At 43.4% G+C, this 14,049-nt stretch carries 14 protein-coding genes and 1 pseudogene; 9 read left to right on the forward strand and 6 right to left on the reverse strand.

Annotated features, from left to right (window positions below; translation table 11 throughout):
• Positions 1-24 precede the first annotated feature (24 nt).
• Genes ACFSVN_RS08625 through ACFSVN_RS08645 form a run of 5 tightly spaced genes read left to right on the forward strand, consistent with a single transcriptional unit; the run spans position 25 to position 4,641 of the window.
• Positions 25-618 (forward strand): CDP-alcohol phosphatidyltransferase family protein, encoded by a 594-nt coding sequence (locus tag ACFSVN_RS08625; RefSeq protein ID WP_390301058.1) that lies wholly within the window; start codon positions 25-27, stop codon positions 616-618.
• Positions 615-1,100, forward strand: coding sequence for a phosphatidylglycerophosphatase A family protein (locus ACFSVN_RS08630; protein WP_390301061.1), 486 nt, complete (start codon positions 615-617; stop codon positions 1,098-1,100). The genes ACFSVN_RS08625 and ACFSVN_RS08630 overlap by 4 nt, the downstream gene beginning before the upstream one ends.
• Positions 1,101-1,146: 46 nt before the next feature.
• Complete coding sequence (pyrE, locus tag ACFSVN_RS08635) at positions 1,147-1,806, forward strand: orotate phosphoribosyltransferase (protein ID WP_390301064.1); 660 nt, start codon at positions 1,147-1,149, stop codon at positions 1,804-1,806.
• A 36-nt stretch (positions 1,807-1,842) separates the two neighbouring features.
• A complete protein-coding gene (gene miaB, locus ACFSVN_RS08640) occupies positions 1,843-3,201 on the forward strand; it encodes a tRNA (N6-isopentenyl adenosine(37)-C2)-methylthiotransferase MiaB (protein ID WP_390301067.1) in 1,359 nt (452 codons plus the stop codon).
• On the forward strand, positions 3,202-4,641 hold the full coding sequence (locus ACFSVN_RS08645) for a hypothetical protein (RefSeq protein ID WP_390301070.1): 1,440 nt from the start codon (positions 3,202-3,204) through the stop codon (positions 4,639-4,641).
• A gap of 174 nt (positions 4,642-4,815) precedes the next feature.
• Here the strand turns inward: ACFSVN_RS08645 and ACFSVN_RS08650 are convergent, their stop codons facing one another.
• The 3 genes from ACFSVN_RS08650 to egtB all read right to left on the reverse strand — a co-directional run bounded on the left by ACFSVN_RS08650 (position 4,816) and on the right by egtB (position 7,425).
• Positions 4,816-5,022 carry a flagellin gene (locus ACFSVN_RS08650; RefSeq protein WP_390301073.1) on the reverse strand — a complete coding sequence of 69 codons (207 nt, stop codon included), beginning with the start codon at positions 5,020-5,022 and terminating at the stop codon, positions 4,816-4,818.
• Between the two features lie 122 nt (positions 5,023-5,144).
• Positions 5,145-6,086 (reverse strand): L-histidine N(alpha)-methyltransferase, encoded by a 942-nt coding sequence (gene egtD, locus ACFSVN_RS08655; protein ID WP_390301076.1) that lies wholly within the window; start codon positions 6,084-6,086, stop codon positions 5,145-5,147.
• A 31-nt stretch (positions 6,087-6,117) separates the two neighbouring features.
• Positions 6,118-7,425, reverse strand: coding sequence for an ergothioneine biosynthesis protein EgtB (egtB, locus tag ACFSVN_RS08660; RefSeq protein ID WP_390301079.1), 1,308 nt, complete (start codon positions 7,423-7,425; stop codon positions 6,118-6,120).
• A 1,413-nt stretch (positions 7,426-8,838) separates the two neighbouring features.
• Here egtB and ACFSVN_RS08665 point away from each other — a divergent pair.
• On the forward strand, positions 8,839-9,201 hold the full coding sequence (locus tag ACFSVN_RS08665) for a DoxX family protein (RefSeq protein WP_390301082.1): 363 nt from the start codon (positions 8,839-8,841) through the stop codon (positions 9,199-9,201).
• On the opposite strand, the gene ACFSVN_RS08670 is transcribed toward ACFSVN_RS08665, so the two are convergent.
• Positions 9,196-9,567 carry a DoxX family protein gene (locus ACFSVN_RS08670; RefSeq protein WP_390301085.1) on the reverse strand — a complete coding sequence of 124 codons (372 nt, stop codon included), beginning with the start codon at positions 9,565-9,567 and terminating at the stop codon, positions 9,196-9,198. The two genes, ACFSVN_RS08665 and ACFSVN_RS08670, sit on opposite strands and share 6 nt — an antisense overlap.
• 342 nt (positions 9,568-9,909) lie before the next feature.
• On the opposite strand from ACFSVN_RS08670, the pseudogene ACFSVN_RS08675 reads away from it, so the two are divergent.
• From ACFSVN_RS08675 to ACFSVN_RS08685, 3 genes and pseudogenes are all read left to right on the forward strand, one after another.
• Positions 9,910-10,330 (forward strand): annotated as a pseudogene (locus ACFSVN_RS08675) (CIA30 family protein).
• A gap of 306 nt (positions 10,331-10,636) precedes the next feature.
• Positions 10,637-10,984 (forward strand): helix-turn-helix domain-containing protein, encoded by a 348-nt coding sequence (locus tag ACFSVN_RS08680; RefSeq protein ID WP_390301088.1) that lies wholly within the window; start codon positions 10,637-10,639, stop codon positions 10,982-10,984.
• A gap of 2 nt (positions 10,985-10,986) precedes the next feature.
• A complete protein-coding gene (locus ACFSVN_RS08685) occupies positions 10,987-12,288 on the forward strand; it encodes a type II toxin-antitoxin system HipA family toxin (protein ID WP_390301091.1) in 1,302 nt (433 codons plus the stop codon).
• Between the two features lie 82 nt (positions 12,289-12,370).
• Here the strand turns inward: ACFSVN_RS08685 and ACFSVN_RS08690 are convergent, their stop codons facing one another.
• Positions 12,371-12,580 (reverse strand): hypothetical protein, encoded by a 210-nt coding sequence (locus tag ACFSVN_RS08690; protein WP_390301094.1) that lies wholly within the window; start codon positions 12,578-12,580, stop codon positions 12,371-12,373.
• Positions 12,581-12,738: 158 nt separating this feature from the next.
• The gene (locus ACFSVN_RS08695) at positions 12,739-14,046 is read right to left on the reverse strand and encodes an amidohydrolase family protein (protein ID WP_390301097.1); all 1,308 of its coding nucleotides are present in this window, start codon (positions 14,044-14,046) and stop codon (positions 12,739-12,741) included.
• Positions 14,047-14,049 lie beyond the last annotated feature (3 nt).

Raw genomic sequence — 14,049 nt, forward strand, 5'->3', positions numbered from 1 at the left:
GCACTTTAAATATTATTGTTTTCAATGAAAAACCTACCAAACATACTCAGTGCATTCAGAATGGTCTTGGCACCTATTTTTCTGTTTATGTACATACAGGACGAACTAATCTGGCGTTCATTGAGTATTGCTGTATTCGCAACCGCAGCGGTAACCGACTACTTTGATGGAAAGATCGCACGCTATTACAAACTTGAAAGTGAATTTGGAGTTTTTCTAGATCCTCTCGCTGATAAATTCCTGACTTTTGCTGGTTTTTTCTGTCTTCCTATACTTGATCCAGGTCAATTTCCTTGGTGGGCTGTGACTTTGATCTATATTCGGGATATGGTTGTGACACTTTTACGACTATATGCAGGAAGAAAGAATATCTCTATGGAAACCCGCTTCACAGCGAAAGCTAAAACACTGGTTCAAATGGTATTCCTTTATATTGTATTACTGGTAGGGGTATTCAAGCAAGCAGATATTGAATTCGCAGATTCAGCTGCTCAATTCTTTCATTCAGGGATCTTGTTTTACAGTATGATGTTTGTAACTGCACTTACCGTTTATTCAGGAATTGAATACCTATGGGTGAACCGTAGCATGTTCAACGCTGCAAAACCTTCATCGTGAATATTCTTAAATATTTTTTAGGAACAGGATTTTACTCCGGTCTCATTCCAAAAGCACCCGGAACAACAGGGAGTTTGGCTGTTTTGCTGATCATATTTTGGATCATATATGCACAAATTTACCTGCTTTTGTTTGTGATCTTAATTGGTTCTTGCCTGATTTCTTTGTGGGTTGCTCCGTATTTTGAAGAAGAATTTGGGGAAGATCCCGGCAAGATGGTCATTGACGAATGGGCCGGTCAAAGCCTTACTTTTATTTCCATATCCTTTACAAGCGATCTAAAGTCCGGTTTAATCATTCTTATTGCCGGATTTATTCTCTTCCGTTTCTTTGATATTCTCAAGCCTTTGGGTATTAACAAACTGCAAAAATACAAAGGTGGATTTGGGATATTAGGGGATGATTTATTGGCAGGATTGTATGCGCTTATATGCTTAAAAACCCTTATTTTTACGTGGCCAAATTTATTTGGAATGGTCTAATACCTCACTCATCGCAGCGGTACCAATAACAGAATTTAAATTACTTATGATACTTAATACCTCATTTGCACGTGAGTTGGCAGCTCATTTGTTAGACATTAACGCCGTAGTATTACGCCCCAATGATCCTTTTACATGGACTTCAGGATGGAATTCACCTATCTATTGTGATAATAGGCTGACTTTACGTTTCCCTGAGATCAGAAATAAGATTGAGAACGAATTTACTTTCATCATAAAGGAGAAATTCGCTGATGTCGATGTCATAACCGGAACAGCTACTGCAGGCATACCACATGCAGCCTGGGTTGCTTCGAACCTCAACAAACCGATGGCTTATGTTCGAGCTAAAGCTAAAGCTCATGGCATGGGTAATCAAATTGAAGGAGGCGTAAAGAAAGGTGAATCAACGGTTGTTATTGAAGATCTGATCTCTACCGGGGGATCAGCTATTTCAGTAGTTGAAGCGTTACAATTTGTAGGTGCCAAGGTAGATGCCGTACTTTCAATTTTTACTTATGATTTTGATAAAGCCTCTAAAAAATTCAAAGATGCTGGTGTAACTGTTTATACGCTCACCGATTATAAGACACTCGTTAATGTAGCTGTTGAAAAAGGGATGATAAACGGAGATGACCTGGACCTGCTTTCAAGCTGGAGAGATCATCCTGAAACATGGCCTGAATCTCCTGAAGAAGATCAATAATCTATATTTTTTTAAATTCTTAAAAAGTTTAGTGCAGTGACTAATAAAACATTTTATATCGAAACCTACGGTTGCCAGATGAATTTCGCCGATTCTGAGATCGTGAATTCCATTTTGCTGGAAGAAGGAATGAAACCCGTACATGACGCCGAGAGCGCAGATGTGGTTTTAGTGAATACCTGTTCCATACGTGAAAATGCAGAAACAAAAGTCTGGAATAGACTGAAGGAACTCCGATCCATAAAGAAAGAAAATGGCGAATTGACGGTGGGTGTGTTAGGCTGTATGGCTGAACGCATCAAAGATCGGATTATAGAGCAAGAGCATTTAGTTGATATCGTGGTTGGCCCCGATGCATATCGTGATATACCTAATCTGTTACAGGAAGTTGATGATGGACGAAAAGCAGTAAATGTGTTACTCTCGCTGGAAGAAACCTATGCAGATATTGCTCCTGTCAGAACTACCGGAAATGGGGTAAACGCATTTGTATCCATTATGCGTGGTTGCGACAATATGTGTGCATTTTGCGTAGTGCCATTCACCAGAGGCCGAGAGCGCAGCCGTCCTATGGGGTCAATTCTTAAAGAGATCAAGCAACTTAGTGATGAAGGATATAAGGAAGTAACCCTGCTTGGACAAAATGTAAATTCCTACCTCGATGGAGAAACTACATTTACCAAACTGATGGATGAAGCAAGTAAAGTAGATCCTGAAATACGGTTTCGATTCTCCTCTCCTCACCCAAAGGATTTTCCGGATGACCTTCTGCATTTGATTGCAGAGCGACCAAACCTTTGCAATTATATCCACATTCCCGCACAGGCAGGCAGCGATACCATGCTGGAACGAATGCGTCGACCATACACTCGAGAAGGTTATCTTGAACTCATTGATAACATGAAAGCCATTATACCCGGTGTTTCTCTTTCAACCGATATTATTGCGGGTTTTTGTGATGAAACGGAAGAAGAACATCAGCAAACATTGACTTTGATGGCAGAAGTTGAGTACGATCTGGCTTATATGTTTGCCTACTCCGAACGTGAGCGGACACTTGCAGCGCGCAAATTTGAAGACAATGTTCCTGAAGAAACTAAAAAAAGACGATTATCGGAGATCATCACTCAGCAAAGAGAAATTCAGGAAAGACGGAATAAAGAAGAAGTAGGCCGCCGTCATTTAGTACTTGTGGAAAGCACCAGCAAAAAATCGGATGCCCAGCTTAGTGGACGAACCGATACCAATAAGATGGTAGTTTTTGACCGAAAGGATTTCAAACCCGGTGATTATGTTGAAGTTGAAGTCAAGGAAACAACCTCAGCTACGCTGATCGCAGATCCAATACGGAAGACCACCCTTTCCGAATACTATGGAGCAGAAGTTGTAGCCTGAGTGAACAATAAGGCAACATATCTGTTCGCGAGCTGTCTGTTTCTCTTAAGTATTGCTCTTACTCAGCAAAGTAATGCTCAGAATTCATTAGGAATAGTCTGGGAAGTTCCATCGGATACAGCCGGAGTAAATGAGCAACTCGAAGAGTTTTCAGATTTGGGTGTCACCCATATCGAGGTTTCTCATCCTGTTCCCTCTTCAATAATGGAGTTACTTGAAAGGTCAGATTTAGCTGTTCTAATTCGTAGCGGAAATAGATTTTTTACCATTTCTGAGATCGAAGTTCAATCTGACCAATTAACTCAAAATTACATTGATTTTGCAGAACAATATCGACCATACCTCAATGTAGCAGGACTTGGTTTACTATCACATAGTCATTTTGATCACCCTTTATTTTCTGATGTCTTTAATCCTATAATTGACTCACTGTCCACAGTTTCCAATAAATCATTTTACTTCTTCCAAAGAGAAAAATGGTATAGTTTTGGCAATCCCCAACAACCATTTGGAACCTTCTATCCCGATCAGTCCTATCAACCCTCCGACCTCTTTGCATTTGATACTGCTATGCATTCTTTGATAGCAACGAATTCTGATCAATTGCTTTTTATTCAGTCCTCATGGTTCTTAGAGGCTATTTCTCAATATCCTGAGCTATCTAATTCTCTAATAGAGTATCATGAAAAGAACCTATGGGAGCTTCCATTTCCAAATACGAGTGACCAAGGAGTTGCAGCAAATTGGATGGTTCTTATTTTATTATTGCTTTGGGCTGCTCTGGCAATACAGATGAAATATCTTCCATATGTACGCCCCCTGATCGTACGATTCTATTTAGCTCATCGCTTTTATGTTGATGACATTCTACATTACCGTGAGCGTTACCTTGCACCCGGTATTTTGATGATGGTAAAGCATGCAATTTTTGGAGGTTTGGTATTCTATATTGTTGCCAAAATTCTACTTTCGCAACATGGTATAGCAGCGTTCTTTCATCACCTCCCTTTCTTTGCCATTACCGGCAGTAATTATTTCTCATTTTTCTTTTTTGGACTGATTCTTATTCTCTTGACCCAGATCCTGACTTTACTTTGGCTACATTTACCTGCTAAATCACTAGATCATTTCAGTCAAACCGTGAACCTATATGCCGGTTCTTTTTATATTGATTTCTTGATCATCACTCTAATGATCACTTTATTTGTTGCACAAATAGGGTCATCTCTGACACTTATATTTGCAGCTGTTTATGTTTTAATATGGTTTCTGGCATTTAATTTGGCCGCTTTTGATACTTCCAGAAGTATGGGTTCCGGGCGGTTTTTATACCTGTTCTTGACCATAGGTCTTCATACTGTCCTTTCCTTTGCAGCCGTTCTTCTTATTCTGCTTAACACCAACCTGATTGAGATCTTAAATCTCGCTATCTCACTATAAGAAAAGTTTTCAACCGGAAAATGACACGGTAGACAGTTCGTTTCTAAATCTACTAAGCATGTAATTCATTCTCGATGTATTGGCTCTGCCACTGCTTAATTCCTTCAAACAAAAAGATCCATGCCCTCTTTCGAAGACATGGATCTTAAAACGTCCTGGTTATTCGGTCGGAGATTATCCGAGGAATCCAAGTGCTGACTGTGGTCCCATGTTGGCCTGTGCCAATGCTGAGGTTGAAGTCTGCTTAAGGATCTGTAGTCGTACCGACTCACTCTGCTCTTTCGCAAAGTCAGCATCCATAATTCTACTTGCTGCAGAACTGTTAGCTGAGATCGATTGTGAAAGAGTTACTTCACGGGTACTCAGTGAAGACTGACCCATCCCAATATAAAGTGTTGCTTTCGAAGGTTACCGGTATTCTCCAGAAACTGAATGAACCCATGTAGAAGTCACAGAGAAAAGCCCTAACTACTACTTATACCGCTCTGACATATCCACTTAACTTAGCTCAGAAATTGAATTGCGAAGAGCTGCTCATCATCCATCCACGTTTGTACATTACTGAAAACCGAGGACGTCATTTCTCTGAATGAACTCAGCGAATATTTATGTGAATTCTCAGTATGGATGGTTTCCCCTTTTTCAAAAAAGATCTTTTCCCCAGAAATGGTCACCGTTTGATCGATCAAACTTTCAAGATGCATCTCTATTCTGTTCTCTTCCTCATTGAAAATAGCTTTGTGATGAAATTGATCCAAATCGAAATCTGCATTCAGTTCCCTGTTTATACGAATCAGGATGTTCTTATTAAATGCTGCAGTCACACCTTTTGAGTCATCATATGCTGCAATAAGTTTCTCCTCATCCTTAATGAGGTCGAACCCAATAAGCAGTCCGCCATCGTTATCGATCAAATTTGAGATCAAGCGGATGAAATCAGTAGCATTCTCTCTGGTGAAATTTCCGATCGTTGAACCCGGAAAGTAGAATACTTTTTTAACTTCATCAGGTGATTCCGGCAGATCAAAAGGCTTGGTATAATCAGCTGCTACAGGTTCAATCGTTAAATTGGGATATTCCTCCTGCAGATTACGGGCTTCGTTTTGAAGGAATTCTTCGGAAATATCAACAGGTACATATGAATGAAGTTCTTCCAGGTGATCGAGCAGCAACCTGGTCTTTAAGCTACTCCCGCTCCCCAATTCGATCAGCTGAACATGTTTATCTAATGCCGCAGTGATATCCCGGATATTATTCTCCTTGATATTGAGTTCCGTTCGAGTCAGGTAATATTCATCCAGTCCGCAGATCTTCTCAAAAAGCTCGGATCCCTTGTTATCATAAAAGTATTTACTGGGCAGACTTTTTTGGGGATGTCTAAGGCCTTCAAGAACATCATCCAATAATGCTGTTGATGTACTCACTTCCTGGTATTCGGTGCTCATTGATATTGCTGTCGATGAATTACTTTTTTATTTATTTGGCCAGACGAATACCGGTAAACTGCCAGCGCTCGTTAGCATGGAAAAAATTACGATAGGTCTTTCTGAAATGAGATTCTGAAGTTGCACAAGAACCCCCTCTCAACACATACTGATTACACATGAATTTCCCATTGTATTCGCCCAATGCACCGGGCAGGGGTCTATATCCCGGGTATGGTGCATACGAACTTTGAGTCCACTGCCATGCCTCTCCGAACATCTGTTGTAACCCGGCTTTCTCTGACTGCAGTGCCGCCGGCTGTAAATATCCTGCATCGGCAAAATTTCCTTCTACCTCCATTGATTCTGCAGCCACCTCCCACTCCTGTTCAGTCGGTAAGCGATATCCTTTCCATCGGGCATAGGCATCCGCTTCAAAATAACTGACATGCGTCACGGGATCATTCAAATCGATCTTTACCACTCCTGACAAGGTGAATTGATACCATTCTCCGTCTACCTTACGCCAGTGTAGCGGAGCCTTCCATCCTTCATCCCTGATGGTTGAAAACCCCTCATCCAGCCACCACTTGGGTTCGCTGTAGGTTCCGGCTTCCATGAATTCCAGATATTCGCCATTTGTAACCAAACGACTTGCCAGCTCAAAATCATGAATGTAGGTTTTATGCCGGGGAAATTCGTTGTCATAGCCAAAACCCTTTCCATCATGACCTACCTCATATACTCCTTCCTCAAAACCGATCCATGAAATTTCGGGGATTGATCTTGCTTTGGGGCGGTCTACATTTTTATACACCGGATCCAATGGGTTCTGGGAAAACATATACTTCAGATCGGTCATCAACAATTCCTGATGCTGTTGCTCATGATGGATCCCTATCTCAATGATCGGCCCCCATTTCTCATACTGTTCATCCGTAGCATCTTTGATCAGATCAACCACATGCTCGTTAATACTCTTCCGGTATTCGAACACCTGTTTCACCGTAGGCCGGGAAATATTACCCCGCCGGGCCCTGCAGTGCGGCACCCCGGTCTGCAGATAGTAGGAATTAAATAAGTAGCTATACTGTGGATGAATGGGATCATAATCTTCAAGCTCCTTCTCCAATAAAAAAGTCTCGAAGAACCAGGTGGTATGTGCAAGATGCCACTTGGCAGGACTCGCATTCTCCCTAACCTGAATTACATAATCCTCGATCTCAAGCGGATCGGTTATTGTTTCGGTAAAAGCCCGGACTGTTTCAAACTTTTGGATAAGCTCATTTCGGGAAAATCTGAATTCAGTTTCTGAATTATCTTCAGGTGCCGCTTTAAGTGGGGTCGCTGTTTTCTCCATTTCCATACCTTTATACCTGTTTTTACGTTGATGCCGGCAAAGTCGTGTTTCTTACCTTATCTAACTCGAATGTGACAACGGTAATTCCAATATGCTCTTCAAAAAGTTGTTAGGCATTCCCGCTTAATGTATCAAAAAAACATCTCATATCTTTTCAAACTCGTTAGCTGCTTAGGGCTTGGTAATTCAAGCTTAGCAAGTAAGTCACACTTTGAGATCCCTCGTGTTCAACAGTATTGCCTTCCCGAACCCAATATACACTCGGGATGACGACTTTTGGAGTTTTTTTTGAGCCCGTTGCCCTACTTCGAACTCCTTACCAAGCTCTGGCTTTTGAAGCCGGAGCTTAACAACGAGGGGAAAGTTGAAATGCGATGGACGATGAACGATGGACCGATCTGCGAAGTGGGGGAACTCCGAAAAAACGTGGGGAAGTTTTCAACAAGGCAAAGGAGGCCGATGCTTATAAATACCAGATAAATCATTCTGCCATCTCTCTATAGTTTGAGGCAGAGCCTCAGTACGACATTACGGAGCAGAGCACCGTAACGAGCACAAGGACCAAACCCATCGGCCTTAGAATTTTGGCCGGATTAAGTGAGTGATGATGCAGCGTCCCGCCTCCCGGCGGGGTATAATTCCATACCGGCTCGGCAACCCGCACTATCTCAACTGGTGATGGACCATTGGAATTATACAGCAAGTCATCGCGAACGCCGGACAAAATTCGCAGCCGGTCCCGAACGCTTTCGGGATGGTTCTTTTGTCGACACAAAAGAACAAGGAAGGTGAATACGAGCAATCAGTCAGAATAAGCACGGTAAACCAAAGCTTAACAATGAGGGGAAAGTTGAAATGCGATGGACGATGGACGATGGACCGATCTGCGAGGTGGGGTAACTCCGAAAACACGTGGGGAAGTTTTCAACAAGGTAAAGAAAGCCGGCAAGAAACAGGTAAACCAATTATTCGGCCTTAGAAAAAAGAGCGTTAAGAAGATGACGCAATGAAGCGTTAAGAAAGAAATCAAACCGCATGGCATTTAAATTACCTGCAAGCCCGGCGATGGAGCATTGATTTCTTTTAGTGGAATGGAGTCAGCTTTAGCTCTTTTTTCGCAGCCGGGAGCTTTTGGTTCTTTTGTCGGCACAAAAGAACAAGGAAGGTGAACACGGGAAACAAAGCAGCTTAGGGCACGGGAAGCCGGAGCTTAACAACGAGGGGAAAGTTGAAATGCGATGGACGATGAACGATGGACCGATGAACCGATGGACCGATCTGCGAGGTGGGGAAGTTTTCAGGAGAAATACCTCCAGTTTATAACTCCTGCATCACACCAAACGAACGAAACCATATCGTGCTAATGTTTTGGTGCTCATGTATCTTAACCGCCTCACTTTAACCGGGAACTCATTGTCCGACTCCTTATTTTTCCTCTCCATAGTTATCGCCGGATTTTTTCTGATCTATGGAATACAATGCCTGCGGTCTCCCTTTATGAAAGAAGAATTTCATCGATATGGAATGGGAGATGGACTAAGGAAACTCACAGGTATATCTCAGCTTGTAGGCGCCGGCGGCCTTCTAGCCGGACTATACATCAGCATACTGGGCTTTCTTTCAGCCTGCGGTTTATGCCTCATGATGGTGGTCGCTTTCAGTACACGCTTAAGGGTGAGAGATTCCTTGAATCAGACTCTCCCCTCTTTTTTCTTCCTGTTGTTAAACGGCTACCTGGCTTACAAGTATCTGATACTTGTTCTCAATGACCTATAGAAGAACGATTGCAAGCGACAGAACCAAAAAGGTAAAGGCAGGAAACGATTTTTTTAAGGGGTCTTTTACTTTTAGATGCATGCTAACTGCTCCAAACATCAAAGCCGCGATGCCATATGCTGAATAGGTTTCCAGTGCCGGATATTCTGTAAGAAAAATGGAAGCTAAAAGCCCCACAGCAAACAAGATCTTCAGTCCGCCAACGGTCCACATGAACCAAACAGGCAATCCATAGGCCTTAAATTCTTCTTCAAGGTTTCCGGCCTCGCCCCCTCTCCATTGCGTTTTTTTGCCTGATCGCAATAACCAGACATTTAAGATACTGAGCCCGACAATTACTTTTAATGCGATGATTAGGTATTCCATAATTTCCTGTAACTAAATTCCTGATTCTATGATTAGACTTTGACCGATCAAACCGCAATCAATAAAGACAATAATTGCGTTTATTACTAAGACTTTATTGGATTATTTCGCTAAATCCGTATTTGGGTAAGAAATCCTGAGAACCGAAATGCAGCCTCATAAATACTAAAGGAACGAAATAGCCCTCCTCCCGATTTCAAAACAATGAGAACCTCCTTTCCTTTACTTGTGAAGTACCTAATTGGAATGATCCTTATCACTTTGCCCATGAACAGCGAAACTATTGTTGATCTTACTGCTTCTTCTGATCTCCAAAACTGGCGTATTGTTGACGATGTTGTTATGGGCGGACGATCTTCGGGTAACTTCAAGCTTACTTCAGAAGGACATGGCCGGTATACGGGCGAGATCTCCCTGGAGAATAACGGCGGCTTTTCTTCATTGCGATATGCTTTTCCCCCGATGAATGTGAATCCTGATAACCACATACGCCTTCGAGTTAAAGGCGACGGAAAAGAGTATCAGTTCAGGATCAAAAACGATAGGCATACCCGCCATTCTTATGTTTTATGAATTTGAAACCTCCGGAAAGTGGCAAACCATAGATATCCCGTTACAGGAAATGTACCCGGTTTTCAGGGGCAGAAAGCTTAACCTGCCCGATTTTGATCACAACAGCATGGAGGAACTCACCTTCCTGATCGGAAATAAAAAGCCTGAATCTTTTGAACTGCTGATTGATGAGATCGAACTGATCAAATAGCTGATCTCGGCAAAATCCACCCATTCTGGTTAGCAGTTTTCTGCTGTGACTCGGCATTCCGAACCCGGAGCTTAGGAACGAGTTTAAATGTGCACTCGGGATGACGACTTTTTGGGGGGGGGGGGTTTCGAGCCCAGTGCCTACTTCTGCTTTTTAGTAATATTTTAAGATGCCTACCTTATGTTTGATATATCATTCATTAAGCATATAAAACAATTTAATGAATGAATTATCATACACCATTATTCTAATTTTTTTGTATATTGCGCATGAGTTATCATACGTTATAGACAAAATTAGAACATTATGAATGATTCATCATACAAAAATTGGGTTTCCATGAGTGATAAGGCATTGATCGAGCAGATCGGTGCGTATATAAAGCATCACCGCCTGCAGCAGAATAAGACCCAGGAGGAAGTGGCCGGGGAAGCCGGGATCAGCCGTTCCACCCTGAGCCTGCTGGAACGGGGAGAAACGGTAACCCTCACCACCCTCATACAAGTACTCCGGGTTCTGGATCAACTGCATGTTATGGACTCGTTCAAGATCAATGAAACGGTGAGTCCCCTTACGCTTGCAAAATTAGAGAAGGAAAAAAGAAAACGAGCCCGAAAGAGCGAAACTGACGATCAAGAAACAAGTGAGTGGTAAGTATGAATACAGCATTTGTTCACATCTGGGGAAAAAGAGTCGGAGCCGTTGCATGGGATGAATCCACAGGACTGGCTAGTTTTGAGTTTGAGGATTCATTCAAACAAAACGGGTGGAACCTCTCCCCTTTGAAGATGCCTTTAGACAGCGGCGTGGATATATTCACCTTTCCGGAATTGCGTAAGAAAACCAATACCGAAAACGACTGCTTTAAGGGCTTGCCTGGAATGCTCGCAGATGTACTTCCTGACAGATACGGAAATCAGCTGATCAATAGCTGGCTGGCTCAACAGGGTCAGCCGGAGAATAGTATGAATCCCGTTGAGACCCTCTGCTTTATCGGGACAAGAGGTATGGGAGCGCTCGAATTTGAACCGGCAACCTTGAAAAACACCAACAGAAGTTTCAATGTTGAGGTAAACAGCCTGGTGGAGATCGCACAAAAGATGCTTTCAAAAAGAGAAGGCTTCGAAACCAACCTGGAGAAGAATGATGAACAGGCGATCAGGAATATACTGAGGATCGGTACTTCGGCCGGGGGCGCAAGGCCAAAGGCGGTGATCGCTTATAATGAAGAATCAGGAAAGGTAAAATCCGGGCAGACAAAACCTCCTCAGGGTTTTGAGCACTGGCTCATTAAACTGGATGGTGTCAGTGATGTACAGCTTGGGGAAAGTCAGGGTTACGGCCGGGTAGAATATGCGTACTACCTGATGGCTAAAGAGTGTGAAATTGACATGATGCCCTCACAGTTATTCGAAGAAAATAGCCGGGCTCATTTTATGTCCAAACGCTTTGATCGTGAAGGGCCGGATATGAAACATCATGTACAAACCTTCTGTGCCCTAAAACATTTTGACTATAACGATGTCCGAAGCTACAGCTACGAACAGCTTTTTCAGGCCATGCGGGAATTGCGACTCCCCTACCCCGATGCCGAGCAAATGTTCAGGCGTATGGTCTTCAATGTACTCTCCCGTAATTGTGATGATCACACCAAAAACTTCTCTTTCCGCCTCAAAAAGGACGGGAAATGGGAACTCGCTCCTGCTTATGATCTGTGTCATGCCTATCGGCCCGACAGTGAATGGGTCAGTCAGCATTCCCTCAGTATCAACGGGAAACGGAAAGGGATCAGCCGGGATGACTTCCTGACGGTAGCCAAAACCATGAACATCAAAAAAGCCGCGCCTATTATTGATCAGATCCAGTTCGTCGTAAACCGCTGGAATGAATTTGCAGAACTCGCCCGGGTGGATCCAAAACTGAGAAAAGCCATAGGTGATACGCTGGTTGAGGTGTGAGTGTGCTTTATTCTAGTTACATAGCTCCAGCTGCGTAACCCCCTCCCGGAAGCTCCGGCTTCCAGTAACATAAAAATGGCCCTTATACCCGGTCCGACTCAGTGTACGACAGATCAGCCTTAAACGTCATGGTGCGTTTGTTGCCAAGCCCGATCTGATCTACATCATCTATGTTCGGATTGTCGGTATGATGCACATTGCATTCCACCTCTTCATGAAGGTACTCGCTTATGCTTTTAGAGATAAGAGTTTCAAGCTGCGAATTCGAAAGTGTCTTTAATTGATTGCTCATAACTATACCATTTCATTCGAATTAGTAGGCTTAAAACACATTTAACGGATTCAGCGTTTTCGAAAGCTAAGGATGGGATTCATTCCAAAATTCATAGACAATAAAAAAGGCGGATCACCAAGTGTCCGCCTTTTTTTAATCTGTTATTCAGAAATCGATCAGTTTTCAGTGACCGGGTATTTCTGAAGACCGGGTTTCCGATCCAGAAATTCTTCATAGAGCTCGATCTGACGACTCGTCATTGGTACGAGGTATCCGTCGATGAACACATTCAGGATCTGGGTCTTGGTTTCAAACGGATCACCGTTAGCCACAAAGAAGTTGGCCTTCTTACCCACTTCAATAGAACCGATGGTGTCGCCAACGCCCATGATCTCAGCAGCGTTAATGGTGACTGCCTTCAGGGCTTCTTCCCGTCCCATTCCATAAGTGGCAGCAAATGCTGCATTGTAAGGAAGGTTACGGGCATTTTCAGTGTCGCCGGTTCGCAACGCTACTTTAACGCCTGCTTTTTGCATCACATCCGGGTTCTTGTAAGCCGCGTCATAGGCATCCGAGCTTCGGGTTGGTGTTGACAGAACCGGACCTGCTATAACCGGGATACCGGCTTCAGCGATCTCATCTGCAACTCTCCATCCTTCTGAAACTCCGGTAAACACTACGTTGTCGTATCCGCGGTCTTCTATCCATTCAAGAGCACTCAGGATATCTTTGGCTGCATTCACCTCGATATACATCAGAACCTCTCCTCTGATGGCGTTGGCAAGAGCTTCCATCTCAGGATAGTAGCGCGTGTCGTCCGCATCTTCGATCTCGGCATATAACTCTGCTTTGTCGAATACGTCATTGAGGTCTTCCAAAGCCTGTTCGCGGGCTCTGTCAGCTTGTTCCTGCGTTTGTCTCCAGCTGCGTCTGCTGTTGGGGAAATTAACCACGATCCCTTTGGAGCCTGCATACATTTGATCAGGAGTATATCCGAAGAGATTTATGGTAGCAGCAGTTCCGGGTAAGAGTCCGCCTGCGGGCATGGTAAGCGTGGTAGTAACTCCGCTTACCCTGGTTACGGGTATGGCCTCAGAATTGGGATTCACTGCGGTCAGCGCCTCCATCTGAGGAGTGATATCTCCGTACTCGTCGAAATCCTGGGCTTCATCGATGCTGCCGATCTCCTTCAGCCCCAGCTGGGTACCGGAGTCGATCATGCCGGGATATACTTCACCGCCATTATAGTCATATACAGCGGCGTCAGAGGGAATCTCTACATCGGTGCCAACAGCTTCAATAACACCTTTATTGACAAGTATGGTACCGTTCTCGATGATCCCATTGGTCACAGTGTAAATTTTGGCATTTATAATGGCAAACTTCGTACTGTTTTCCTGACGAATCTCGTTGCTCGCCTGTTGTCCAAACGTAGCGAATGGGATAAGTGCGATCAGAATAATTAAGGGTATAAATTTTTTCATAGT

This window comes from Gracilimonas halophila (assembly GCF_042684365.1).
In the GTDB taxonomy this organism is placed as follows: domain Bacteria; phylum Bacteroidota; class Rhodothermia; order Balneolales; family Balneolaceae; genus Gracilimonas; species Gracilimonas halophila.

Coding starts and splice junctions, on each gene's coding strand:
- ACFSVN_RS08670 (WP_390301085.1), bottom strand. CDS start 9,567: ATGGAATACCTAATCATCGCATTAAAAGTAATTGTCGGGCTCAGTATC.
- egtD (WP_390301076.1), bottom strand. CDS start 6,086: ATGAGCACCGAATACCAGGAAGTGAGTACATCAACAGCATTATTGGAT.
- ACFSVN_RS08690 (WP_390301094.1), bottom strand. CDS start 12,580: ATGAGCAATCAATTAAAGACACTTTCGAATTCGCAGCTTGAAACTCTT.
- ACFSVN_RS08650 (WP_390301073.1), bottom strand. CDS start 5,022: ATGGGTCAGTCTTCACTGAGTACCCGTGAAGTAACTCTTTCACAATCG.
- egtB (WP_390301079.1), bottom strand. CDS start 7,425: ATGGAGAAAACAGCGACCCCACTTAAAGCGGCACCTGAAGATAATTCA.
- ACFSVN_RS08685 (WP_390301091.1), top strand. CDS start 10,987: ATGAATACAGCATTTGTTCACATCTGGGGAAAAAGAGTCGGAGCCGTT.
- ACFSVN_RS08625 (WP_390301058.1), top strand. CDS start 25: ATGAAAAACCTACCAAACATACTCAGTGCATTCAGAATGGTCTTGGCA.
- pyrE (WP_390301064.1), top strand. CDS start 1,147: ATGATACTTAATACCTCATTTGCACGTGAGTTGGCAGCTCATTTGTTA.
- ACFSVN_RS08680 (WP_390301088.1), top strand. CDS start 10,637: ATGAATGATTCATCATACAAAAATTGGGTTTCCATGAGTGATAAGGCA.
- ACFSVN_RS08695 (WP_390301097.1), bottom strand. CDS start 14,046: ATGAAAAAATTTATACCCTTAATTATTCTGATCGCACTTATCCCATTC.